Here is a 24784-nt window from a genome sequence, read left to right on the forward strand (position 1 = left end):
ACCTGCACGCCTGTCGCCGCCCACCCACAGCGGTTCGCCACCCTCGTGAACATTCACTCGATCCCTGAAACCCCCGAGATTCCTGAGATCTCTGAGATCCCCGAAAGCCGCTGGAGGAACCATGGGGCACACCGAGGCCGATCTGGCACAGGTGCTGCACACCGGCCCGTTCCATCTGGCGCTGCGCGCCGCCCTCGCGGTGCGTGGACTGCCGCTCCAGCGAGTGCAGCACCACCTCGCCCACCGCGGCATCAAGGTCGGGGTGACCAGTCTCAGTTACTGGCAGCAGGGTGCGCGCCGCCCGCAACGGCCCGAGTCGCTGCGCGCCGTACGCGCCTTGGAGGAGGTGCTCGAGCTGCCCGGGAACTCGCTGATCCGGCTGCTCGGCGTCGGCGAGGGCGGCGCGCGCGGCGATGTCGAGCGCCCCGCCGCGCGCTCGTACCGCTCACTGGTGGAGGCGTCCGGCGCGGTCGAGCAATTGCTGGCCGACCTCGAGCAGCCGACGGACGGTGGGCTGCACACGGTCGGGCACTACGAGCGGGTACGGATCGGGGCGGGCCGCGAGCTGGTGGGGCGCGACTCGCAGCACGTCGTACGCGCCCACCGTGACGGCATCGACCGCTATCTGGCCATCCACCACGGCGACCCGGGCTGCGACCCGGCCCGGGTGGAGGTGAGCGCGCTGGAGAACTGCCGCACCGGGCGGGTGCGGTGGCACCGGGAGACCGGGGTGCTCGTCGCAGAGCTGCTGTTCGACGCCCGGCTGCGCGCGGGTGAGACGTACTTCTTCGGCTACGGCTTCGAGGACGGGACCGGCGGGCCGAGCGGTGAGTATGTGCGGGGCTTCAGCTTCGCGGGCGGGCAGTACGTCCTGCAGGTGCGCTTCGACGAGGGTGCGCTGCCGGTGCGGTGCCGCAGGTTCGCGCAGGCCACGACGGGTACGCCACGAGGTGCCCGGACGGATCTGACGCTGAGCGGACGGCACCGTACGGTCCACACCGTGGAGCAGGGCGTACGGCCCGGGATCCTCGGGATCGACTGGGACTGGGAGTGAGCAGCCGACCTGTTGACGGCTCAGGCGTCGGGGGCCGCGACGAGCTTGCCGCCCGCCACCTTGACCGGGACCTCGGGGAGCGGCACGGTCGCCGGGCCGCGGACCGCCTTTCCGGTCGTGACGTCGAAGCGGCTGCCGTGGCAGGGGCAGTTGCCCTCGGTGCCCTCGAGCTTGTCGAGGACGCAGCCCGCGTGCGTGCACTGTGCGCTGAAGGCCTTGTACTGGCCCTTGGCCGGGCAGCTGACGACGAGGCGCTGCTCGCGGTAGAGCTTGGCGCCGCCGACCGGGACGGCATCGGCCGAGCCGAGGTCGACGGGCGCCGTCGGCGTGGGGTTCTCGGCGTGACCGAGCTTCGATTCGGTGGAGCAGGCGGCGACCCCCAGCCCGGCGGCCCCGACGAGGGCGGCGCCTTTCAGCACGGTGCGGCGGGCGGCGGGCAGGCCGGACATGGAATCTCCACTGATCAGGGCATTGGTCGGACGGGGACGTCGCGATCGGGGTGTCGCGGACGCGTGTCGGTGACAGACCCGACGATACCGGCGGAGAACGGCGGCCCTTCGTGCGGGCCACCTGTTCCGTCCTGGGGCGATGGGTTACGTTCTGGGCCGTGATCGTCGTCGCCGGAGAGTCCTTGATCGACCTGGTCCCGCAGGGGGGCGTCGAGCCGTTGCCGATGCTGCTGCCGCGGCTCGGCGGCGGTCCGTACAACACGGCTGTCGCCCTGGGACGGCTCGGCGCACCGGTCACCTTCTGCTCGCGTGTCTCGACGGACGGTTTCGGCGAGGCGCTGCTGGCCGGGCTGCATTCGGCGGGTGTCGGGACGTCCCTGGTACAGCGCGGCCCCGAGCCGACGACGCTCGCGGTCGCGGCCATAGGCGCGGACGGCTCCGCCGGGTACGGCTTCTACGCGCAGGGCAGCGCGGACCGGCTCTTCGAGCTGCCGCCGCCGCTGCCGGATTCAGTACGGGCCCTGGCGCTCGGAACCTGCTCGCTGGTGCTGGAGCCGGGCGCGACCGCGTACGAGGCTCTGCTGCGGCGGGAGGCGGGGCGCGGGGTCTTCACCTTGCTCGACCCGAACATCAGGGGCGGTCTGATCCCTGACGCGGACGCCTATCGGACGCGGTTCGCCGGGTGGCTGCCGTATGTGTCGCTGCTGAAGCTCTCGGAGGATGACGCGGAGTGGCTCGGCGGCGTGCCCGAGGGGCCTGCGGCGGTGGTACTGACGCGGGGTGCGGCGGGGATGACGGTACGGACGCGGGGCGGGCTGGAGGTCTCGGTTCCGGCCACGCCGGTGTCGGTCGCCGACACGATCGGCGCGGGCGACACGGTGAACGCGGCGCTGCTGCACTGCCTCGCGGCCCGGGACGCCCTGTCGGCGGACGCGTCGGCAGTGCCGGACGTGTCGGCAGTGCCGGACGTGTCGGCAGTGCCGGACGTGTCGGCAGTGCTGGACGCGCTGGACGCGGACGGCTGGCGTGACGTTCTGCGCTTCGCGTCACGGGCGGCGGCGGTGACATGCTCCCGCGCGGGTGCGGAGCCGCCGTACGCGTCGGAGCTGGACGGCTGACGGCGGAGGGAGAAGCCGGGGCCGCCCGGCAGCCGGTTCGTCCTCAAGCGCGGGACGGGCTGGATTTTCCAGCCCGTCCCGCGCTTGAGGACACGACAGTGACCGGCGTCAGGCCTTGCGGGCCCGGCTGGTCCGCGCCGTCGCCGTCTTCTTCGCCGGGGCCGCCTTCGCGGCGACCGCGTTCTTCGCCGCAGCGGTCTTCTTGGCCGCCGTCTTGTTCACCGCTGTCTTGTTCACCGACGACTTGTTCACCGACGTCTCCTTCACCGACGCCTTCTTCGTGGCCCTGCGGGGCGCGGGCACCACCGCGTCGCTGATCCGGTCGGCGTCCAGGATGTCCCGCAGGAACTTGCCGGTGTGGCTGGTCGGGACTCCTGCGACCTGTTCCGGACTGCCTTCGGCGATGACCAGGCCGCCGCCGTTGCCGCCTTCCGGGCCCATGTCGACGACCCAGTCGGCGGTCTTGATGACATCCAGGTTGTGCTCGATGACGATGACCGTGTTGCCCTTGTCGACCAGCCCGGACAGCACATGGATCAGCTTGCTGATGTCCTCGAAGTGAAGGCCGGTCGTCGGCTCGTCCAGGACGTAGACCGTACTGCCGGTGGAGCGCTTCTGGAGCTCCGACGCCAGCTTCACCCGCTGCGCCTCACCGCCCGAGAGCGTCGGCGCTGACTGGCCCAGCCGGACATAGCCGAGGCCCACCTCGTTGAGCGTCCGCAGATGGCGGGAGATCGTCGGGACGGCTTCGAAGAACTCCAGCGCCTCCTCGATCGGCATGTCCAGTACCTCGGCGATGGACTTGCCCTTGTAGTGGACCTCCAGGGTCTCCCGGTTGTAGCGCGCTCCGTGGCAGACCTCGCACGGGACATACACATCCGGCAGGAAGTTCATCTCGATCTTGATGGTGCCGTCGCCGGAGCAGTTCTCACAGCGGCCGCCCTTGACGTTGAAGGAGAACCGGCCGGGGAGGTAACCCCGGACCTTGGCCTCCATCGTCTCCGCGAAGAGCTTGCGGACATGGTCGAAGACACCGGTGTACGTCGCCGGGTTGGACCGGGGCGTACGGCCGATGGGCGACTGGTCGACGTGCACCACCTTGTCGACGAGGTCGTCGCCGTCGACACGGGTGTGGCGTCCCGGCACCGACTTGGCGCCGTTCAGCTCGCGGGCCAGGTGGGTGTAGAGGATGTCGTTGACCAGCGTCGACTTGCCGGATCCTGAGACACCGGTGACGGCCGTCAGCACCCCGAGCGGGAAGGAGACGTCGATGTCGCGCAGATTGTTCTCACGGGCGCCGTGAACGGTGAGCCGGCGTCCCGGGTCCACCGGCCTGCGGATGTCCGGCGTCGGGATGGACCGCTTCCCGGACAGATACTGACCGGTGATCGAACCCTTGTTGGTCAGCAGCTCCTTCAACGAGCCGGAGTGCACGACCTTGCCGCCGTGCTCACCGGCGCCCGGTCCGATGTCGACGACCCAGTCGGCCACCTTGATGGTGTCCTCGTCGTGCTCGACGACGATCAGCGTATTGCCCATGTCGCGCAGCCTGACCAGGGTCTCGATGAGCCGATGGTTGTCGCGCTGGTGCAGGCCGATGGACGGCTCGTCCAGGACGTAGAGCACGCCGACCAGGCCCGAGCCGATCTGGGTGGCGAGCCGGATGCGCTGTGCCTCGCCGCCGGAGAGGCTGCCGGCCGCGCGGTTCAGCGAGAGGTAGTCGAGGCCGACGTCGACCAGGAACTTCAGCCGTTCGTTGACCTCCTTGAGCACCCGCTCGGCGATCTTCTTGTCGCGGGCATTCAGCTTCAGCTCGCCGAGGAAGTCCGCGCACTCACTGATCGACATCGCGGCGATGTCGGCGATGGACTTCTCCATCACCGTGACCGCGAGGACGATCGGCTTCAGCCTGGTGCCCTGACAGGTCGGGCAGGGCACCTCGCGCATATAGCCCTCGAAGCGCTCCCTGCTGGAGTCGCTCTCGGCCTCGCTGTGCCGCCGCTTGACGAACTGCACGGCCCCTTCGAAGGCAGGGGTGGTGTAGGCGCGCTCTCGTCCGTATCTGTTGCGGTAGCGGACCTCGACCTGGGTCTTGTGCCCGTACAGCAGGGCCTTCTTGGCGCGCTGCGGCAGCCCGGCCCAGGGCATGTCGGTGGAGAAGCCGAGTGCCTGGGCGAGGCCGCCGATCAGCCGCCCGAAGTACTCCTTGGTGTGGCCGTGCGACCAGGGGTGGATCGCCCCCTCGTCGAGGGACTTCTCCTCGTCCGGGACGATCAGCTCGGGGTCGACCTCCATGCGGGTGCCGATGCCGGTGCAGTCGGGGCAGGCGCCGAAGGGCGAGTTGAAGGAGAAGGAGCGGGGCTCCAGCTCCTCGAAGGAGAGATCGTCGTACGGGCAGTAGAGGTGCTCGGAGTACATCCGCTCACGCTCGGGGTCGTCCTCGGCGAGGTCGACGAAGTCGAGCACGACCATGCCGCCGGAGAGGCCGAGCGCGGTCTCGACCGAGTCGGTCAGTCGGCGCTTGGCGCTGTCCTTGACAGTGAGGCGGTCGACGACCACCTCAATGGTGTGCTTCTCCTGCTTCTTCAATGTGGGCGGCTCGGAGAGCTGAATGGTCTGCCCGTCGACCCGCGCCCGGCTGTACCCCTTGGTCTGCAGATCGGCGAAGAGGTCGACGAACTCTCCCTTGCGCTCGCGCACCAGCGGCGAGAGCACCTGGAAGCGGCTGCCCTCGGGCAGCTCGAGAACCCTGTCCACGATGGCCTGCGGCGACTGGCGCGTAATGGGCCGGCCGCACTCGGGGCAGTGCGGCTTGCCGATACGGGCGAACAGCAGCCGGAGGTAGTCGTAGACCTCGGTGATGGTGCCGACCGTCGAGCGCGGGTTGCGCGAGGTCGACTTCTGGTCGATGGAGACGGCCGGGGAGAGGCCCTCGATGAAGTCGACGTCCGGCTTGTCCATCTGTCCGAGGAACTGCCGGGCGTATGAGGAGAGCGACTCTACGTACCGGCGCTGCCCCTCGGCGAAGATCGTGTCGAACGCGAGGGACGACTTGCCCGACCCCGAGAGCCCGGTGAAGACGATGAGAGAGTCACGCGGGAGGTCGAGCGAGACGTTCTTGAGATTGTGCTCGCGAGCGCCACGAACGATGAGACGGTCGGCCACGCCGGTGCGCACCTTTCTTGAGATAAGCGGGGGCACAGCCCCCGTCCCAGACTAGGGGGGCCGCCGGATCGATATCCAAGCTGTGAATCGGCTGCTGTCATCCAGGATGCCGGATACCTCTGACGAGCCTATAGCACGCGCATTCGAATTACGGCTGCGCTCGACCACCTTCACCCGATCGTGTGGCGCGACTATCGTCAGCCCCATGATCGATCCACTGCGCGACCTGGCCTCTGTACGTGAAGCGACCGACCGGCTCCTCAGCGCAGCCGCCGGACTGGGCGACGTCGGCACCGCGGAACCGTCGCAGCTTCCGGGCTGGAGCCGCGGTCATGTCCTGGCCCATCTCTCCCGTAACGCCGACGCACTCGTAAATGTTCTCGAGGGCCGCCCGATGTATGTGAGCGCCGAGGCGCGCGAGGCCGACATCGAGCGGGACGCCCCCCGCCCCCTGGCAGCCCAGCTCGCCGATGTGCGTGACACCGCCGCCCGCTTCCAGGCCGTGGGCGCCGTCCCTGCCGACTGGAGCCGCACCGTCGAGCTCCGCAACGGTGTGACGGATGTCGCGGCCCGCGTCCCGTTCCGCCGTCTCATCGAGGTCGAGCTGCACCACGTGGATCTGGGCATCGGCTACGCGCTGGAGGACCTGCCGGAGGAGTTCACCGGGCGGGAGATCGCCTTCCTCGCGCAGCGTTTCTCCGGCCGCGCGGACGTCCCGCCGACCCGGATCGTCGCGGACACCGGCGAGTGGCAGACCGGCGGTGAGGACGGCGCCCCGGTCACGGTCTCCGGGGCCGCCCCCGCGCTGCTCGGCTGGCTCGCCGGCCGTCGCGACGGAGCGGACCTGGCCACCGCGGGAGCCCTGCTTCCCGCACTGCCCCCGCTATAGGCTTGGTCCATGACGTACAGCGGAGTGGTGAAGGTCGGCGGCCGGGCCGATGTGCACGAGTTGACGGACCTGATGATCTCCAAGGTCGCGGTCGGCCCGATGGACAACAACTCCTATCTGCTGCGCTGCCGGACCACCGGCGAACAGCTGCTGATCGACGCGGCCAACGAGCCCGAGACCCTGCTCCATCTGATCGGTGACGACTCCATTGCGTCCGTGGTCACCACCCACCGCCACGGGGACCACTGGCAGGCACTGGCCGAGGTCGTCCGGGCAACCGGCGCACGTACCTTCGCCGGCCGTTACGACGCCGAGGGCATTCCCGTCCCGACCGACGTACCGGTCGAGGACGGGGACACGATCCGCGTCGGCCGCGTCGAGCTGACCGCCCGCCATCTCGTGGGCCACACCCCGGGCTCCATCGCCCTGGTCTACGACGACCCGCACGGGCCGCCGCACGTCTTCACCGGCGACTGCCTCTTCCCCGGTGGGGTCGGCAACACCTGGAAAGACCCCGAGGCCTTCGCGAGCCTGATCAACGACGTCGAGACGAAGCTCTTCGACCAACTCCCGGACGAGACCTGGGTCTACCCGGGCCACGGCAAGGACACGACGCTCGGCGACGAGCGGCCGCATCTGCCGGAGTGGCGCGAGCGCGGCTGGTAGCCGGGCAGATCACGTCAGAAGCGAGCTGCCTTCGTGCGCTCGGCCAGGTCGTAGTCGTACGGGTCGAAGCCGCCGGGGCCCGTCCCGTGCGGTCCCGGCTCGGCGTCCAGGACGAGGACGGGGCTCTGGGCAAGATCGCCGCCGAGGAGGCGCATACGGCTCGTCCTCGGAGGACTGAGTCCTGGCTGCTGATGGCGGATCGTGAGATCCGGGCCGACCTCTCCGCATACGACGGCTGTGTGCTGTTCCTGGAGACGTCCGAGGAACTGCCGTGTGCCACGGAGGTGTTCCGCATACTGCGGAACATGGGCGAGCGCGGACTGATGCGGCGTTTCCCCGCGCTCCTGATGGGACGCCCCAAGACCTGGTCGCTCGGACAGCCCAACGACCCGGCCTCGGCGGCACGTTACGCCGGTGAGCAGCGGGAGGCGGTCCAGCGCGCGCTGGCGGCGTACGCCCCGGAGACCATGGCCGTCTTCGACGTAGACCTCGGGCACACCGACCCTCAGCTGGTCATCCCCTACGGCGGATCGGTCCGCGTCGACGGTCCGGCCCGCCGGATCACCGTGACGTACTGAGCGATTTCACGAACACCCGTCAGGCCTCGACGCTGTCCTTCGGAGCCTCCTCCTCGGCCGCTTCCCGCTCGGCCTTCTTCCTGGAGGCGATCAGGCTGGTGATCGTGGTGATGACCAGCACGCCGCAGATGACCGCGAGCGAGAGGGGGATCGAGATCTCCGGGACATGCACGCCGCTCTCATGCAGGGCATGGAGGACCAGCTTGACGCCGATGAAGCCGAGGATGACCGACAGGCCGTAGCTGAGATGGACCAGCTTCCTGAGCAGTCCGCCGATGAGGAAGTACAGCTGCCGCAGACCCATGAGGGCGAAGGCGTTGGCGGTGAAGACGATGTACGGGTCCTGGGTCAGGCCGAAGATCGCGGGGATGGAGTCCAGCGCGAAGAGCACATCGGTGGTGCCGATGGCGAGCATGACCACCATCAGCGGGGTCATGACGCGCTTGCCGTTGTTCCGGATGAAGAGCTTGGTGCCGTGGTACCTGTCGGCGACGCCGAAGCGGTTCTCGATGGACTTGAGGAGCCGGTTCTCCTCGAACTCGTCCTCCTCCTCGTCGGAGCGCGCCTCCTGGATGAGCTTCCAGGCGGTGTAGATCAGGAACGCGCCGAAGATGTAGAAGATCCAGGAGAAGCTGGCGATCATCGCGGCGCCGGCGGCGATGAATATCGCGCGCAGGACGAGAGCGATGAGCACGCCTACGAGCAGCACCCGCTGCTGGAGGTGGGACGGCACCGAGAACTTCGCCATGATCAGGACGAAGACGAAGAGGTTGTCGACACTGAGCGACTTCTCGGTGATGAAGCCCGCAAAGAACTCGCCCGACGCCTGGCTTTCGCCGAATACCAGCAGGCCGAGCCCGAAGAGCGCGGCGAGGACGATCCAGACGACGGTCCAGATTCCGGCTTCCTTGATCGACACGTCATGAGGCTTGCGCCCGATGAAGAAGTCGATGGCGATCAGAGCGCTCAGACCAAGAATGGTGAGCACCCAAAGGGTCCATGAAACGTCCACTGCGCCTCCGGCGTCGTACGGCTACTGATCAGCGTCGTCGCTGCCGGAGGTCTCCTCCACCCGAGCGGCCGCTGCCGCACCACGGGCCGACGCCCCGGGACCGATGCCGGTCCGTACTGACGGGAACGCCGCGAGTCGGGAGTACTCCCCTCCGCGTAAAGAAGAGTACAGGAAAGACCAAAGGTAGGTAAAGGAGTTGGTAAAGCGGATGCCAAGTGTGCAGGTCAGCGACGCCAGGAGCGACGGGCTTCGGTCACCTGATCCAGTACCTGCCGCAGCACCCCGCTGCCCGGCGGCACCAGCAGCGGCTGGTAGGTCCAGGCGTGCCCGACCCAGGGATCGGCCAGGTGGTCGTCGGGGACCGGCGTGATGCGCAGCAGCGAGCGCCAGAGCGGATCGAGCACTGGTCCGTACGCGCTCGCGTCCTCGCGGTCCGCGACCATCAGCAGATGGACGCCGACCGCCGGGCCCTCGTCGGCGAGGTAGCGCAGCTGGGTGACCGCGCGGTCGTCGAAGCCGTGCGGGAAGTCATTGACGATCAGCAGCTGCTCCGCGGTATCCAGATCGGGCGGGAGCGAGTCGGCCGCGCCGCCGCGCACCGCCATCGTCACCAGGTCCACGCGCTGGGTGAGCTTGGCGAGTACGGCGCTCACGCCCTGGGCGCCGGCCGCCGGCGGCCCGGCGAGGGCTCCGGAGTCGACCAGCGGGGCGAGCGAGGCAGCCGCCGTGCCCGCCGGGTCGATGACATGGACCGCGAACTCGCCCGGCGGATAGACCGCGAGCAGACGGGCTGCGTGCGCTACCGCGGAGTCCAGGGCGAGCTTGCGCAGCTGCGCCTCGTCCAGAACCATCGCGGCCTCAGAGCCGGAGCGACCGCTGTCCACCCACAGCCCGCGCTCCAGCGGCAGCCGCACCAGGAACGGAATGCGCAGGTCCGGGCTCTCGGGCAGATGGAGATCGCCGACGCGCAGCGCCATCGGAATCTCCATGGGGACGCGGTACGCGTGCCAGGTGGGGTTGTCCCAGCGCGCGAAGGCGGGCGGCAGGGCCGGCTCGACGACGTCGGACTCGGCGGCGAGCTGGGCCAGGTCCCGGTCGAGGACCTGGCGGGCCTGGTCTGTCAGCTGCTCGCACTTGGCGCGAGCAGCCTCGCGGGCGGCGTCACCCGCGCCGCCGATCCGGCTGCGCGGGTCGGACAGGACCGTGTCGAGCTCCTTGTCCATCCGGGACTCGGCGAAGTCGACGGCGCTGCGGTACGCGGCTGCGCTGCGGGCCAGATCCTCGAACATGCCCCAGATCTGGTTGTAGAGCCGCTCCTCCATGGACCAGCCGGTGGCGTCCCCCGCGACGGGCTGAGCCGACTGACCCGGCTGGGCGGGCGGTGCGGCCGGTGGCGGCGGCGGAGGTGCGGCGGACTGCCGGCGCGGGTGCGCATAGTCGATGGGCCCGCCGGGGCCCGGCGCGGCGTCGGGCGTGGGCGTCTGCTGGGGGCCCGTGGGCCCGCCCGGTGCGCCGGGCTGCCGACCGGGACCGGAGGGGCCGTCGGGAACCGTCGTGTCCGGGCCGGGCGCGGGGCTCGAGTCCGGCCGCGGCATCGACGGTGTGGACGGCGTGGACGACGTGGACGGAGTGGTGAACGCGCCGTCGGCACCGCGCGTACGCAGCTGCGCCGGTTCGGCCCGGGGGGTGCGCGGAGCCGCCGTCTGCTGGATGCCTGTGGCTGTCTCGCGGGCCGTCGGCAGCCCCTGGTCGGCCAGCAGCTCCGTGAGCCCGCCCGCGTATCCCTGGCCAACGGCCCGCACCTTCCAGGCGCCTTGGCGGCGGTACAGCTCAACCGCGACGAGCGCGGTCTCGGCGTCGAGGCCGGTGATGGTGAAGCTGGCCAGCTCGGCGCCGTCCCGGTCGGCGATCGCCACGAAGGGAGCCGCGGTGGCGCCGAAGTGGGCCGGGCCGCCGCTGCCTTCGGGGAGCGCGAGCAGCACGTTCACCTGGTGCACCGCCTCTGGCACTGCCTCCAGGTCGATGGTGAACCGGGGTGCCTCGGTGGCCTGCGGGGACACCTCGACCCCGGGCAGTGTGGGCGCTCCGGGGTGCGCGATCCACTCGTCGCGTACCGTCCCCCGCTCGTCGGCGCAGGTGGTGCAGGCCACGACCGGATGGCCGGCGGACACCCGTATCTCCAGGCGGGCGTGGGGCAAGGGGTGGTTCTGCCCCCGGACCAGCTCGGCCGTCATCGCCTCTGTCCCCTCAGTGCTGTGCGGTGTTCGGTGGTGGTAATGGGTGCAGCTCCCGGCGGCCTGGTGCCTCCGGGAGCTGCGTCGTCCGTACGAGCCGTGCCTACAGGTGCGGCAGGATCGACGGCATGAGGTCCTGGAAGGTCCGGCCGTTGGCCGGGTTGCCGAGAGCCGTCATCTGCCAGCCGCCGCCCGCCCGGTGCACCTTCGCCATGATCTGCGCGGTGTACTGGCCGCCGCCGTCGAGCGTGTAGCGGGCGAGCTCCTGGCCGTTGGTCTCGTCGACGATACGGCAGAAGGCGTTCTGCACTTCCTGGAACGTCTGGCCGGTGAAGGAGTTCACCGTGAAGACGATCTGGTCGATGTGGACCGGCACCCGCTGCAGGTCGACGAGGATCGCCTCGTCGTCGCCGCCCGAGCCCGCTCCGCCGACCAGGTTGTCGCCGGTGTGCTTGACCGAGCCGTCGTCGCTGACGAGGTGGCGGAAGAAGACCACGTCCACCGGCTGCTTGTCGGCGAACAGCACCGCCGAGGCGTCCAGGTCGATCTCCCGGGTGCGCGAGCCGAACAGACCGCGGCGCGGCGCCGCCTGCCAGCCGAGCCCCATCCTCACCGCAGTGAGGGTTCCCCCGTCGCTCTTCTGCAGGCTGATGGCCTGACCCTTGGTCATGTTGACCGTCACGCGCTGTCCCCTTCTCCCGAATGACTGCCGCCCATATGTGCGGTTGTCCTGCACCCTACGCAGTGGCGCCGAACACACAGCACACTTGGCTCGTTTTTGTGTCGGTCTTGCAACACACAGGTGTGCGGGGCTCAGGCGAGTCCCGCCTCCTTCATCTGCCGCAGTTCCTTCTTCAACTCGCTCACCTCGTCACGCAACCGTGCGGCGACCTCGAACTGCAGGTCGGCTGCCGCGGCCCGCATCCGGTCGGTCATCTCCTCGATGATCCCTGCCAGTTCGGCCGCGGGACGGTCGGTGAGCACCTCGCCCTTCTTGCCGGCCTTGCCGCCGAGGGCCGGGACCGGGGCCTTTGCTCCCTTGCCGGGCTTGTCGGCCTTCGCCTGCCGGTAGCCGGTGCCGAGCAGCTCCTCGGTGTCGACCTCCTCGCGCGCAATGGTCGCGACGATGTCGTTGATCTTCTTCCGGAGCGGTTGCGGGTCGATACCGCGCTCGGTGTTGTACGCGATCTGCTTCTCCCGGCGGCGATTGGTCTCCTCGATCGCCTTCTCCATCGCCGCGGTGATCTTGTCCGCGTACATATGGACCTCACCGGAGACATTGCGCGCCGCGCGGCCGATGGTCTGGATCAGCGAGGTGCCGGAGCGCAGGAAGCCCTCCTTGTCGGCGTCGAGGATCGCCACCAGCGACACCTCGGGCAGGTCGAGCCCCTCACGCAGGAGGTTGATGCCAACCAGAACGTCGTACTCACCGGCGCGCAGTTCGCGCAGCAGCTCGACCCGGCGCAGGGTGTCGACATCGCTGTGCAGATACCGGACCTGGATGCCCAGTTCGAGGAAGTAGTCGGTGAGGTCCTCCGCCATCTTCTTGGTGAGCGTGGTGACCAGCACACGCTCGTCCTTCTCGGTGCGCTCGCGGATCTCGTGCACCAGGTCGTCGATCTGGCCCTCAGTGGGCTTGACGACGACCTGCGGGTCGACGAGGCCGGTGGGACGGATGATCTGCTCCACGAAGCCGTCGCCGCGCGAGAGCTCGTACTTGCCGGGAGTGGCGGAGAGGTAGACGGTCTGACCGACCCGCTGCTGGAACTCCTCCCACTTCAGCGGACGGTTGTCGAGCGCGGACGGCAGCCGGAAGCCGTGGTCGACCAGGGTCCGCTTGCGGGAGGCGTCACCCTCGTACATCGCGCCGATCTGCGGAACGGTCACATGCGACTCGTCGATGACGAGCAGGAAGTCCTCGGGGAAGTAGTCGAGAAGGGTGTTGGGCGCGGTGCCGGGGTCGCGGCCGTCGAAGTGCATGGAGTAGTTCTCCACGCCGGAGCAGGAGCCGATCTGGCGCAGCATCTCGATGTCGTACGTGGTGCGCATGCGCAGCCGCTGGGACTCCAGCAGCTTGCCCTGCTTGTCCAGCTCGGCCAGGCGCTGCTCGAGCTCCTTCTCGATGCCGTTGACCGCCTTCTCCATGCGCTCGGGTCCCGCCACATAGTGGCTGGCCGGGAAGACGTGGAGCGACTGGTCCTCGCTGATGATCTCGCCGGTGAGCGGGTGCAGGGTGGAGAGCGCCTCGATCTCGTCACCGAACATCTCGATGCGGACGGCGAGCTCCTCGTAGACCGGGAAGATCTCGATGGTGTCGCCGCGGACCCGGAAGGTGCCGCGCGCGAACGCCACGTCGTTGCGCGTGTACTGAATGTCGACGAAGCGGCGCAGCAGCTGGTCGCGGTCGATCTCCTCGCCGACCTTGAGCGGCACCATCCGGTCGACGTACTCCTGCGGGGTGCCGAGGCCGTAGATGCAGGAGACGGAGGCGACCACGACCACATCGCGCCGGGTGAGCAGGGAGTTCGTCGCGGAGTGGCGCAGCCGCTCGACCTCCTCGTTGATCGAGGAGTCCTTCTCGATGTAGGTGTCCGACTGCGGGACGTACGCCTCGGGCTGGTAGTAGTCGTAGTACGAGACGAAGTACTCGACGGCGTTGTTCGGCAGGAGCTCGCGGAACTCGTTCGCCAGCTGGGCGGCCAGGGTTTTGTTCGGCGCCATCACCAGCGTGGGGCGCTGAAGCTTCTCGATCATCCAGGCGGTCGTCGCCGACTTTCCGGTGCCGGTCGCGCCGAGCAGGACGACATCCTTCTCACCTGCGCGGATACGCCGCTCCAGGTCGGTGATGGCCGTCGGCTGGTCGCCGCTCGGCTGGTAGGTGCTGACGACCTCGAAAGGCGCCACCGTACGTTCGATCTTGGAAACGGGCCGCATGGATCCACCGTACGACGCACCACTGACAGCCGGTGGGTGATGCACAGTGGATCAAACGGTCACCAGTCGGTGGCGCGCGGGGATTCCTGGCGCTGGGCCGCGCGGCGCGGGGCCCTCTCGGCAGCCCAGGCGGCGGGCTGTCCGTACGACGGCTTCCGCTGGGAGGGCACGCCGGGACGCACGGCTTGCCCCGCCTCGGGGCGCAGCCGGTGCGGCTCGCCCATCACCAGCAGTGGGTCGAACATCACCACCACTGCGGCGAGCAGCAGGAAGACCGCCGGGCCGATCAGCAGGGGCGCCAGCAGAGTGGCGGGCGACCCGCTCTGGCCTGTGGGGCCGGCCGCCCCGTGCAGATGAACGCTGACCGCCGCCATCCCCATGTAGTGCATACCGCTCACCGCGACGCCCATGACCAGGCTGGCGCCCAGGCTCGCCATGAAGCCGTGGATCGATACGGCTGCCCAGAGGGCGGAGGTGGCGGCCACGACGGCGATCACCACGGAGAGGGAGACGGTCAGGGTGTCGTACTCGAGGCGTCCCTGAAGTCGCATGCCGGCCATGCCCAGGTAGTGCATGCTGGCCACTCCGAGGCCGGTGATCGTGCCGCCGGTGACCAGGGCCATCGGGCCCGCGCCGCGGTAGCCGACGATAAAGATCCCGATGCCGACCATGACGATCGCGACGGCGAGACTGGCGAAGGTGGTCGGCTTGTCGTAGCCGATCGGTGCCTCGGCGACGGTGAAGCCCATCATCGCGACAAAGTGCATGGTCCAGATGCCCGAGCCGATAGCGGTCGCGCCGAGTGCGAGCCACCCCGGCTTGAAGGAGCGTCGGTTGCGGACCGACCTGGTGGTGCAGCGGAGGCCCAGGGCCCCGCCGAGGCACGCCATGAAGTACGCCGCCACGGGTGTGACGAGGCCGTAACTGAACCCATCCACAGTGCCCTGCATGCCCGTATGCCCTCCGCTCCTTGGGTGATCCCCGTGATCCCTGACGGAACGTCCGGTCCGGGGGCGAGAGTATGGCTGGCGCCAGCGTAAGCAAACATGTGAGCGGAGACTTATCGACACGGAAATTGTCACGTGAAGCGTTCTGGGCGGTTCCGTTCACGTTGTGTCCACACTTCGCCTGCTCCTCGTTGGCCGACTGCTGCCACCCTCGGCCGGCCCGGCCCTGGTGGATGGTTCGGAGTGGACGGCATTGTCACGGACAACCCCGATGCCGTACGGGACGCGGTGGGCTGAGCCCGGCCGATCCGGCGTTGTCAGTGCCCGGTCGTACGGTGGTCCGTATGAAGAGCTTCGAGTGGGCCGTCGTGGGCACGGACATCGGACCGCTGCTGCTCGCCGCGACCGACGAAGGTCTGGTGAGCGTGGTTTTCCATGCCGAGGCGGCGGTGCGGGACGAGGCGCTCGGGCGGCTGGCCGGGCGGCTCGGCGCCGAGCCGGTGGAGGACACGGCAGGGTTGCTGGCCGAGCCGATACATCAGCTGGCGGCGTATTTCGCGGGCGGGCTGCGCGAGTTCGACCTGCCGCTGGACTGGACGCTGTCCGGCGGGTTCAACCGGCAGGTGCTGCGGGAGCTGGCGGACGGGGTGCCGTACGGCACGGTCGTCGGGTACGGCGATCTGGCGGCGCGCGTGGGGCAGCCCGGCGCGGCGCAGGCCGTGGGCGCGGCGATGGGGTCCAATCCGCTGCCGGTGGTGGTGCCCTGCCACCGGGTGGTGGAGACGGACGGCGGGCTCGGCGGGTTCGGTGGCGGCCTGGAGACCAAGCGGAAGCTGCTGGCGCTGGAGGGGGTGCTGCCCGAGCCACTGTTCTGAGCGGCTTTCCCTGCTGCGGCTCCAGGCTCCCCTCCGGCATCGCTCGCCGACGGCTGCCGGCTGCCCCAAGGGCCTTGTGCCGATCGCCCAGAGGGATGCCCCGAGGGCCGCTCCGACTGCTCCGGCAGCTCCTGGGGCCGCGCACCCCGGACACGGTTTCGTACGCGCGTGCGGGCTGGCACACTGCGCCAGTGACTACCAGCCCAGACGCACCTGACATATCCGTCGCCCCTGACGCGGCGCACGCTTCCGAGCCCGGAAGCTACGTCGCCCGGCTGCCGATCGGCGAGCCACTGCCGCTCGCCGACGACTCGCTCACCCGCTGGGAGACGTTCCCGTTCACGGGCGAGCTGCGGGTCAAGCCGCTGACGGCCCCGGTGCTGCCCGAGCCCCCGCGCAGCGGCGAGGGCGGGCCCGGGGAGTGCCGTGCCTGCGCCTCGCCGGTGGAGGAGTCGCTCTGGGCGGACGATCACTGGCGGTTGGACGCGGTCGGGGACCAGGACCGGCTGCCGGCGGTCGTCATGCTGCGGCCGCACAGCCACCACGACTTCACCGACCTGCCGGCGGAGCGTGCGACGGAGCTCGGTCCGCTCCTCCAGCGTGCCGAGCGCGCGGTGCTGTCTCTCGGCGGCATCGCACGGGTGCACATCAACCGCTGGGGCGACGGAGCCGCGCATCTGCACTTCTGGCTGATCGCCCGGCCGGCCGGGATGACGCAGCTGCGCGGGTCGTTCCTGCCGCTGTGGGAGGAGCTGCTGCCTCCGGTGCCCGACGCGGAGCGGCGCGCCGCCCACATCAGGATCGCGGCCTCCCTCGCGGCCGCCGGTGGAACGGCGTACGCGCGGTGACCTCGATCGACAAAGCCGCGGCTCTCGCCCCCGTATCGGCGGACGAACTGCACGCGCTGCGGCGGCGTGTCACCGCCGTACTCATCGCCAGCCAGATCCTCGGCGGGCTCGGCGTCGCGACCGGTATCGCGCTGGCCGCCGTCCTGGCGCAGCAGGTGAGCGGGACCGAGGCGCTGTCCGGGCTCGCCCCGACCGCCACCGTGGCCGGGACCGCGCTGCTCTCCATGCCGCTGGCCGCGCTGATGACAGCCCGCGGACGGCGGCCCGGGCTCGTCCTCGCCTATGTGATCGGGGCGTTGGGCGCCGGCGTGGTCGTGCTGGGCGCGGTCATCGAGAACTTTCCACTGCTGCTCCTCGGCATGGCCGCGTTCGGCGCCGGTTCGTCGGCGAATCTGCAGGCGCGTTTCGCGGCCGCCGATCTGGCCGAGCCGGAGCGGCGCGGCCGCGCCATCTCCAATGTCGTCTGGGCGACCACGATCGGTGCGGTGCTCGGCCCCAATATCGCGGCCCCCGCGGGCCGCAGCGTCTCCGGGATCGGCATACCGGCCGCCGCGGGCCCGTTCGTCTGGGCTGCCGGGGTGTTCCTCGTCTGCGCCGTGCTGGTCCTCGTCCTGCTCCGCCCCGATCCGCTGCTGACCGCCCGCGCTCTGTCCCCGGCCGACCGCTCCCCCGAAGGGCGCTCGCTGCGGGCCGGGATGCGGGCCGTACGCGCGTCTCCGATGGCCCGGCTCGCGCTGGTCACCGTGGCCGTATCGCACACCGCGATGGTGTCGATCATGTCGATGACGCCGGTTGCCCTCAGCCACCACGGGGCGGGGATCCAGCTGATCGGCCTGGTGATCAGCGGCCATATCGCGGGCATGTACGCCCTCTCGCCGCTGATGGGCTGGCTGGCTGACCGTATCGGCAGGCTCGCGGTGATCGGGCTGGCCGTTGGACTCCTCTCCGCGGCCGCGCTGCTGGCCGGTACGGCGGGAACGAGCCACGGGCAGACCGCAGCCGGTCTCTTTCTGCTCGGTCTCGGCTGGTCGGCGGGCGTGGTGTCCGGGTCGACGCTGCTCACCGACTCCGTGCCGCAGCCCGCCCGCGCCGCTGTGCAGGGCCTGTCCGACCTGGCCATGAGCACAACGGCGGGTATCGGAGGCGCGGCCGCCGGCCTGATCGTCGCACGGGCGAGTTACGGCTGGCTGAATCTGGTGGGCGCCTGCCTGCTGCTGCCGATGGCGGCGCTCGCCGTGCGCAGAGCGCTCAGCCGACCGGTTCGCTCAGCCGACGGGAGCCGGTGAGGAGGCATCGGGCACCCCACGGCCGGGGCCGGCAGGAAGCCCGGATCCAGGAAATTCACCGCCCGGAAATCTTTCGCCGACCAGCGTCTTCGCTGGTCGGCGACTCCGTCTTTGGTGCACCCAATGTTGCTCACCGGGGCGGGTCCTCAGCCCCTGTCCAACATGGCGTGAACGCGCCAAACTCGCGATGCAGCACACCCCCACGCACGGCATTTCCCCGAGTTCCCCCGCCTCGGACAGGAGAGACCGATGTCAGCAGTGCGCCCAGGACGTTGCCTCGCTTCAGCCGCCGTCACCAGCCTCGTCACGGCCCTGGCGGCCGCAGGACCCGCCGCCGCGGCCGAACCGCCCGCCCCCGCAGCGCCAGGAGCTTCGTACAAGGCGGCCCACGACACTCTCGGCCCGCAGAAGCTCACTGCCGAACAGCGCAGACTCACCACCAGGAAGCAGGTGGAGGCGGCAAGATCGTACGACGCTGTCTCCACGCGCTCGGCGCAGGCCGGATACGTGCTCTCCGGCGGACTGCACCAGTCGCAGAAGACCTCGTACTGGTGCGGCCCCGCCACGCTCGTGATCGCCCAGTCCGCCCATGACGAGGTGGCCGGCCGCTCCCAGCAGACCGCCGCGACCCTCCTCAAGACCACAACCAGCGGCACCGCCTGGTACGGCGTCAACATCAACGTAGCGAATCCGACCGGCTATCCGATCGCGGATGCGCTCAACAACCGCCTTCCGGGTGCGGGTTACGTACCGAAGGCGCTGCCGTACACCCCCACCGCCACCGACAAGGCGAACTTCAAGCAGCACATCGTCCACAACACCGACAACGACTACGCGATCGCGGGCAACGCCTGGGAGGTGCCCGGCGGGCCCCATCTCGTCGGCCACCCCAATATCGAGATCTTCCACTGGGTCGCGATCGACGGATACAACGGCGACACCTCGGCCGGACAGGTCAGCTACCTCGATCCCGTGGGCGGGGTGAGCACCAGCGTCATCTCCTGGGCGGGCAGCGTGCCGAAGTCGGCGCGGATCTCCTCCGACACCATCACCACGATCATGGGTGGCCGTGGGTACGTCTGGTAGACCCTGGCCCCGGCGCCCGGCAGTCGGTGCGGCACTGCTGGCGGGCATCGTTCTCACCGGATGCTCGTCGGCCCCCGCCCCCGCCCCCACCCCCACCCCGGCGCCGAATCCCACCGCACGGTCGGCGCCTTCCGCCAGTGGGACCACGCGGACCGCCTGCGAGGTCCCACTGCCCGCAAGCTGGCGCACCGCCTTCGCCGCCGGCGAGCTCAGGGTCCCGGCAGGCGAGCGGGCCGTCCTCACCGAGGTGGGGCCCGCGGCCCGCTGGACCGTCGTGCAGCTCTCGGACGACCGGCGGCGACGCGCGGCCCTCGTCCGGGACGGCAGGTCTCCGCGCACGCTCCTCGACTTCGCCGACCCCGTCGAACACCAGCTGCTCAGCGCCGACGTCGACGGCCAGTGGGCGGCCTTCGCGGTGCTCGAGGGCCGTACACTCGCCAGCCCCTGGACCCTGCGCAGCTGGGACGAGCGCACCGGCCGTACCCGCGTACTGGCCCGCTCCGGCGGCCGGCCCGGCCCACTGCCGCAGCCCGTCGTACGCGGCGGGAGGGTCTTCTGGGCCCAGGGGACGGGCGGCGGCAAGGTCACCGTCTACGTCGCGCCCGCGTCGGGAGGCGCGCCGCGCGCCCTGCACACCGGCGTCCTCGACACGCCCTTCGCCGCGGGCGAGCTGCTCGCCTGGCCCGAGGCCGACGCGTCCGGCACGGCCACCCGCCTGTCGGCGGTGTCGTTCGCGACGATGCGCGCCGCGCCGCTGCCCGCGCCGCTCGCGAAGCTGCGCGACTTCCGCTCGGCAGCCTCGGACGAATCGAGCACCTCGGACGGATCGAGTACCTCGGACGGATCGGACCGCTCGGACCGCTCGGACCGCTCCACCTGGGCGTGGATCGCCGGCGAGCAGGAGCCGAAGCTGATGGTGTGGCGTGAGGGGCAGCCCGCGCCGGTCGCGGAAGTGACCGGTTCGCCCGCGGCGGAGGGCATCGACCAGGTGGGCATCAGCGGCGAGTTGGTCACCTGGCGTACGCCGGAGGCCGCATACGCCCTCGACCTCCGCTCGGCGGCGTACTCCCGTATCACCCCGCAGTACGGCTATGCCCAGGCCAGAGGCGGTGCGCTGGCCATCGCTCACAGCGAGGGTGATGCGAAGGCGGCAGGCTCGCGCTCGGTGATCCAGGTGGTACGGGCGGACCGGCTGCCCGAAACTGCCGGAGTGCGGCTGACGTTTGCGCAACCCGCCGCTGTGTCAGAGATGGTGACATGCCATCACACGAGCTTGCGCTGTCCGAAGAAGTGGGGGAGGCGCTCGCCGCGCGCCGCCCCGTCGTCGCCCTGGAGTCGACGATCATCGCGCACGGACTGCCCCGTCCGCGCAATCTGGCCGTCGCCGAGGAGCTGGAGGAGCTCGTACGGCTCGGGGGCGCCGTTCCGGCCACCGTCGCCGTACTGGACGGCCGGGCCCATATCGGACTGGACAAGGCTCAGTTGGAGCGGATCGCACGGGATGACGACGTACGAAAGTTCGGCCATCGGGATCTCGCGCCCGCGCTGGCAGCTGGGGCCAGCGGGGCGACAACCGTGTCGGCGACGGCATTCCTGGCGGCGCGGGCCGGTATCCGGGTCTTCGCGACCGGCGGGCTCGGCGGTGTACATCGCGAGTGGACCGAGACGCAGGACGAGTCGGCGGACCTGCGGCTGCTGGCGCAGACGCGGATCGCGGTGGTGTGCGCGGGCGTGAAGTCGATCCTTGATGTGCCGGCGACGCTGCAGCGGCTGGAGACGCTGGGCGTCGGCATCCTCGGATACGGCACCGACCGCTTCCCCGGCTTCTATCTGACCTCGTCCGGCGAGCCCGTCGACTGGACGGTCCGTACGCCGGAGGAGGCGGCGGAGGTGATCCAGGCGAAGGAGGCTCTCGGCGGCCCCGAGTCGGCGCTGATCGTCGCCAATCCGGTGGCGGAAGGGGAGCAGCTGGATCCGGTGCTGCACGACCGGGTGCTCGGCGAGGCGCTGGACGAATGCCGGGAGCGGGGCATCCGCGGCCAGGCCGTGACCCCGTTCCTCCTCGACTATCTGATGCGGCAGACCGAGGGGGCTTCGGTGGAGGCCAACCTGGCGGCGGTGCGCGGCAATGTGCGGCTGGCGGCGCGGATCGCGGCGGCCCTGTGACCGAGGACGCAGCAAACGTGGGTACACGGACCGAGGACGCAGCGACCGAGCGCACACCGACCGAGGACGCAGTGACCGAGCGCACACCGACCGAGGCCGCAGTGACCGAGCGTACGCCGACCGAGGACGCGATGACCGAGGCCCCGGTGACGGCAGGGGCGCTGCTCGTCATCGGGGATGTCGTCACCGATATCGTGGCCCACCACCGCTCCCCGCTCGCCCGGGGGACGGACACGGCGGCCCGGATCCGTGTTCTGCCGGGCGGAGCCGGCGCCAACGCGGCGTGCTGGGCGGCGCATTGGGGCTGGGGAGACGTCCGCTTGCTGGGGAGGGTCGGCGACGGCGAGGCGGGCTGGCACGAGAAGCGGCTGCGGAACGCGGGCGTCCGTCCTCTCCTGATCCCGGACCCGGAGGCCCCGACCGCCACCGTCATCGCCCTCGTCGACGCGACCGCCGAGCGGACGTTCCTCACCGACAGTGGCGCGGTGCTGCGGATATCCCCGGCAGACTGGTCGCCGTCGCTGCTGGACGGCGTCGCCCATCTGCATCTCTCCGGCTATCTGCTCTTTGCCGACACCAGTCGCCAACTGGCCCTGCTCGCCCTTGAGTCGGCGCGGGCCCGCGGCGTCCCGGCGAGTGTGGACCCCGCCTCGGCGGGCTTCATCGCCGAGCTCGGCGTGGACCGCGTGCTGGCAGCGCTCGACGGCGCGGACGTCCTCATCCCCAACGCCGACGAGGCGCGCCTGCTCGCCGGCCTGTCCGACCCGGCAGGCGCCGCCGCCGTACTGAGCCGCCAGGTCCCGCTCACCGTCGTCACCCTGGGCGCCGAAGGAGCGCTGGTCGCGGAGTCCGGCAGGGTCACGGCCCGCGTCCCGCCGGTCCCCGCCGATGCGGTGGACACCACGGGCGCCGGCGACGCCTTCACCGGCGCCTTCCTCGCCGCCCGGCTGGCAGGGGCGGATGCCCGGGAGGCTGCCGCGCAGGGCTGCCGGGCCGGCGCGGAGGCGGTGAGGGTGATCGGCGGCAGGCCGTAGCGCCTCAGCCCAGTCCGCCCCACGCCGGACGGTTCGCGTCGTCGGCCCGTACGAGCACATCGGCCGCCTCTCCCGGGCCCACCTCGTCCTCGTACCGTTCGAACGCGGGCAGCGTCCAGCGCTCGCTCTCCTGCGTACGCCGTCGGAGCGCAGCGGACGACAGCCGCAGATGCACGCTGAGATCGAACGGGAACCAGTGCCCGAGAAGGAACGGCCCGTGCAGCAACAGCACGCCGCCGGGCGGCAGTTCAACATGCGGGCTGCGGGTCGCCCGGTCGGTCGCCGGATCCCACAGATCGGGCAGCACACGCCCGCTGCCACCCGCCTCCAGCGGCCCGAAGACCTCCCGCCACAGGGCCCCGGTATCGAACCAGCCGCTGTAGTACGAGTCCGGATCCTCGCGTCCGTACTCGTACCGCAGCGAGGCGGGCCGCAGAAACCCGCCCGTCCCGACCACGAGTACGCCGCGCCCGCGCAGCCGCAATGCCTCGGCGACCCGCTCCGCGAGCGCACCGGTCGGCGCGGCGGGAGCGCCGTCGACACCGATGCGCAGCCAGGGACTGCCGTCCTCGGCCTCGGTCTCCATGACCCGGCCGACGAGCGCATCGGCCAGCCGCTCCCAGGTGATCGCTTCGAGTCGCACGCGCTCATCATCGCCCTGCCGGGTGCCGGCGCGGCGCATCGGAGCCGTCCGCCGGCCCGGCCACCCCGCTACTTACCGGCGCAGGGCGGGGCGTCCGCGTCGTCCGACAGCGGGCTGCCCGCGGGCAGCAGATACGTCACGTACAGCACGACCGGCTCGCTGCCGAGGTTGCGTCCGATGTGCCGGGGTTCTTGCCGGACGGCTCGATGAAGGCCGTGCCGGCCGGGCTCACCTCGACGGAGCAGTCGTCCAGAGTCCGGGTCAGCGTCCCGGACTTGACGACGGCGAGGAGCTGTCCGGCGTGGGTGTGCCAGCCGGTGTACCCGCCCGGCGCCACCGTGATCGTCCGTACGACCACATCGGTGCGGCCCTTGGCCTTCAGCTTCAAGGTCCCCTGGGACACGCCCTGCGCGAGCACCGTCGCAGAGACGCCGCTGCCGGGCGTGGCGTTAGCGGCGGACGGCACGGTCGCGAGCGCCCCCAGACAGCCGACCAGGACCATCGCGGTGCGGGCACGCCCCTGCCGTCTGCTCTGCGGCATCAGTCCTCTGAACCCCATGGAACCCTCCAACTCCTCGGCGCGGCCCCGGCGTTCCCTGGCGAACACCCCCCCGCACTGTCGCCAAACTGCCTCAAGGTATCCGATGGGCGCCCGGCCGAACGCGTACTCTGACGATCTCGACGCCGCGATCAGCCCTATCGGCCGAATCGGCAGGAACCGGGCCGTCCCTGTCGAATCGGCCGCTTCCTGAGTGGATACCTCCAGTGACCCAGTGCTCCACCTGCTCCGTCCCCGTCCACACCCAGTTCGCCTCCCCGGACCTGATCGAGCAGATCGTGTACGGCGGCCTGGATCCGGCCACCGACCCGGCCTGGGAGTCCTCGGGCGCGGCGACCCGGGAGGAGTACGGGCGCTGGTGCGGCCATCTGTGCGGTATGACCTGTCTGCGCATGGCCCTCGGTCCAGGGTCCCCCTCGCTCTTCGAACTGCGCGACGGAGCGCTGAAGTACGGCGCCTACACGGAGGACTCCAACGGTGCCATCCACGGCCTGATCTACGCGCCGCTCGCCACGTACGCGCAGGAAGTACACGCGCTGACGGCCACCGTCCACCGCCAACTGACTCCGGAGGAGATCCTCTCGCTCCTCGACGAGGGCAGGACGGTGATGGCCTCAGTGCACTACGAGATCCGCAACCCGGACCGCCCGGCGCCCGGCAGAGGCGGCCATCTGGTGCTGCTCACGGGTCGTACGGAGGACCGCGTGCACTTCCACAATCCGTCCGGGACGACGCCGGAGACGCGAGCGGCCGACCTCCCGCTGGCCGGCTTCGCCCGCTTCTTCGCGGGTCGGGGGGTCTCCTTCGCGCCCGGAATGACACCGGAACAGGGACCGGCACCGGAACCGGAACCGGAAACGGGATCGGAATCGGCACCGGCACCGGCACCGGCACCGGCACCGGCACCGGGGGCAGGAAACAGCGGGCCGGGAAATGGCCGGGAAAAAGGGCCGGGAATGGGAGCGGGCCCGGGGGCGTAGCCGGCCCCCGAGCCCTGTGATGCCACCCATGTCGCACGCCGGCACGCTTGAGAACCCGGGTCAGTCGTTATGTCGCCGCGTCCTGCCTTTGGACCACCGCGTATCGAGCTACGCGGGCCGGACTTGAACCGGCATCTCGACGCACCAGGGCCCGGGCCCGGTCGATCCGGCGATCGGCGGCGAATGCTGAGTCTGGAGCAATAGTCTGAGATTGATCGCGGTCTGCCTCTGCCGAATTGGGCTACCGCGGCCCGTACGTAC

The 24784-nt window shown here is 70.4% G+C and carries 21 protein-coding genes and 2 pseudogenes; 12 read left to right on the top strand and 11 right to left on the bottom strand.

What is annotated here, in order from left to right; translation table 11 throughout:
• Positions 1-121 precede the first annotated feature (121 nt).
• Entirely contained in the window at positions 122-1054 is a 933-nt protein-coding gene (locus OG735_RS10535; protein ID WP_327322876.1) for a hypothetical protein, read from the top strand.
• Positions 1055-1074: 20 nt separating this feature from the next.
• On the opposite strand, the gene OG735_RS10540 is transcribed toward OG735_RS10535, so the two are convergent.
• Entirely contained in the window at positions 1075-1503 is a 429-nt protein-coding gene (locus tag OG735_RS10540) for a Rieske (2Fe-2S) protein (protein WP_327322877.1), read from the bottom strand.
• A gap of 158 nt (positions 1504-1661) precedes the next feature.
• Between OG735_RS10540 and OG735_RS10545 the strand changes: the two genes are divergently transcribed.
• A complete protein-coding gene (locus OG735_RS10545) occupies positions 1662-2621 on the top strand; it encodes a carbohydrate kinase family protein (RefSeq protein ID WP_327322878.1) in 960 nt (319 codons plus the stop codon).
• A 108-nt stretch (positions 2622-2729) separates the two neighbouring features.
• On the opposite strand, the gene uvrA is transcribed toward OG735_RS10545, so the two are convergent.
• Positions 2730-5786, bottom strand: a complete 3057-nt coding sequence (uvrA, locus tag OG735_RS10550) for an excinuclease ABC subunit UvrA (RefSeq protein WP_327322879.1) — start codon at positions 5784-5786, stop codon at positions 2730-2732.
• A gap of 205 nt (positions 5787-5991) precedes the next feature.
• Here uvrA and OG735_RS10555 point away from each other — a divergent pair, with 205 nt between their 5' ends.
• Positions 5992-6675, top strand: coding sequence for a maleylpyruvate isomerase family mycothiol-dependent enzyme (locus OG735_RS10555; protein ID WP_327322880.1), 684 nt, complete (start codon positions 5992-5994; stop codon positions 6673-6675).
• Positions 6676-6684: 9 nt separating this feature from the next.
• Positions 6685-7341, top strand: coding sequence for an MBL fold metallo-hydrolase (locus OG735_RS10560; RefSeq protein WP_327322881.1), 657 nt, complete (start codon positions 6685-6687; stop codon positions 7339-7341).
• Between the two features lie 14 nt (positions 7342-7355).
• On the opposite strand, the gene OG735_RS10565 is transcribed toward OG735_RS10560, so the two are convergent.
• Positions 7356-7496 (bottom strand): hypothetical protein, encoded by a 141-nt coding sequence (locus OG735_RS10565; protein ID WP_327328642.1) that lies wholly within the window; start codon positions 7494-7496, stop codon positions 7356-7358.
• A gap of 24 nt (positions 7497-7520) precedes the next feature.
• Here OG735_RS10565 and OG735_RS10570 point away from each other — a divergent pair.
• Positions 7521-7919: pseudogene (locus OG735_RS10570) on the top strand (LD-carboxypeptidase); the annotation flags it as partial.
• A 19-nt stretch (positions 7920-7938) separates the two neighbouring features.
• On the opposite strand, the gene OG735_RS10575 reads toward OG735_RS10570, so the two are convergent.
• The 5 genes from OG735_RS10575 to OG735_RS10595 form a co-directional block, all read right to left on the bottom strand.
• Positions 7939-8931, bottom strand: coding sequence for a TerC family protein (locus OG735_RS10575; protein ID WP_327322882.1), 993 nt, complete (start codon positions 8929-8931; stop codon positions 7939-7941).
• A 224-nt stretch (positions 8932-9155) separates the two neighbouring features.
• On the bottom strand, positions 9156-11165 hold the full coding sequence (locus OG735_RS10580; RefSeq protein ID WP_327322883.1) for a TerD family protein: 2010 nt from the start codon (positions 11163-11165) through the stop codon (positions 9156-9158).
• Positions 11166-11268: 103 nt separating this feature from the next.
• Positions 11269-11847 carry a TerD family protein gene (locus tag OG735_RS10585; protein WP_026237542.1) on the bottom strand — a complete coding sequence of 193 codons (579 nt, stop codon included), beginning with the start codon at positions 11845-11847 and terminating at the stop codon, positions 11269-11271.
• A gap of 131 nt (positions 11848-11978) precedes the next feature.
• On the bottom strand, positions 11979-14099 hold the full coding sequence (uvrB, locus tag OG735_RS10590) for an excinuclease ABC subunit UvrB (protein WP_327322884.1): 2121 nt from the start codon (positions 14097-14099) through the stop codon (positions 11979-11981).
• Between the two features lie 59 nt (positions 14100-14158).
• Positions 14159-15049, bottom strand: a complete 891-nt coding sequence (locus OG735_RS10595; RefSeq protein WP_327322885.1) for an MHYT domain-containing protein — start codon at positions 15047-15049, stop codon at positions 14159-14161.
• 341 nt (positions 15050-15390) lie between these two features.
• Between OG735_RS10595 and OG735_RS10600 the strand changes: the two genes are divergently transcribed.
• The 4 genes from OG735_RS10600 (at position 15391) to OG735_RS10615 (ending at position 19141) form a co-directional block, all read left to right on the top strand.
• Positions 15391-15921 (top strand): methylated-DNA--[protein]-cysteine S-methyltransferase, encoded by a 531-nt coding sequence (locus OG735_RS10600; protein WP_327322886.1) that lies wholly within the window; start codon positions 15391-15393, stop codon positions 15919-15921.
• Positions 15922-16112: 191 nt separating this feature from the next.
• The gene (locus OG735_RS10605) at positions 16113-16769 is read left to right on the top strand and encodes a hypothetical protein (RefSeq protein WP_327322887.1); all 657 of its coding nucleotides are present in this window, start codon (positions 16113-16115) and stop codon (positions 16767-16769) included.
• Positions 16766-18055: an MFS transporter gene (locus OG735_RS10610; protein WP_327322888.1), complete on the top strand. Its 1290-nt coding sequence runs from the start codon at positions 16766-16768 to the stop codon at positions 18053-18055. Before OG735_RS10605 ends, OG735_RS10610 begins: the two co-directional genes overlap by 4 nt.
• A 249-nt stretch (positions 18056-18304) precedes the next feature.
• A complete protein-coding gene (locus tag OG735_RS10615) occupies positions 18305-19141 on the top strand; it encodes a hypothetical protein (RefSeq protein WP_327322889.1) in 837 nt (278 codons plus the stop codon).
• A gap of 591 nt (positions 19142-19732) precedes the next feature.
• On the opposite strand, the gene OG735_RS10620 is transcribed toward OG735_RS10615, so the two are convergent.
• Positions 19733-20155, bottom strand: coding sequence for a hypothetical protein (locus OG735_RS10620; protein WP_327322890.1), 423 nt, complete (start codon positions 20153-20155; stop codon positions 19733-19735).
• A gap of 243 nt (positions 20156-20398) precedes the next feature.
• Between OG735_RS10620 and OG735_RS10625 the strand changes: the two genes are divergently transcribed.
• Positions 20399-21307: a pseudouridine-5'-phosphate glycosidase gene (locus OG735_RS10625; protein WP_327322891.1), complete on the top strand. Its 909-nt coding sequence runs from the start codon at positions 20399-20401 to the stop codon at positions 21305-21307.
• 131 nt (positions 21308-21438) lie between these two features.
• Positions 21439-22341 (top strand): carbohydrate kinase family protein, encoded by a 903-nt coding sequence (locus tag OG735_RS10630; RefSeq protein ID WP_327328271.1) that lies wholly within the window; start codon positions 21439-21441, stop codon positions 22339-22341.
• Between the two features lie 4 nt (positions 22342-22345).
• Here the strand turns inward: OG735_RS10630 and OG735_RS10635 are convergent, their stop codons facing one another.
• Positions 22346-22984, bottom strand: coding sequence for a uridine kinase (locus OG735_RS10635; protein ID WP_327322892.1), 639 nt, complete (start codon positions 22982-22984; stop codon positions 22346-22348).
• A 68-nt stretch (positions 22985-23052) separates the two neighbouring features.
• Positions 23053-23543, bottom strand: a pseudogene (locus OG735_RS10640) (cupin domain-containing protein).
• Between the two features lie 206 nt (positions 23544-23749).
• On the opposite strand from OG735_RS10640, the gene OG735_RS10645 reads away from it, so the two are divergent.
• Positions 23750-24523, top strand: a complete 774-nt coding sequence (locus tag OG735_RS10645; protein WP_327322893.1) for a C39 family peptidase — start codon at positions 23750-23752, stop codon at positions 24521-24523.
• The last annotated feature ends 261 nt before the right edge of the window (positions 24524-24784 follow it).

This window comes from Streptomyces sp. NBC_01210, from assembly GCF_036010325.1.
Taxonomy (GTDB): Bacteria; Actinomycetota; Actinomycetes; order Streptomycetales; family Streptomycetaceae; genus Streptomyces.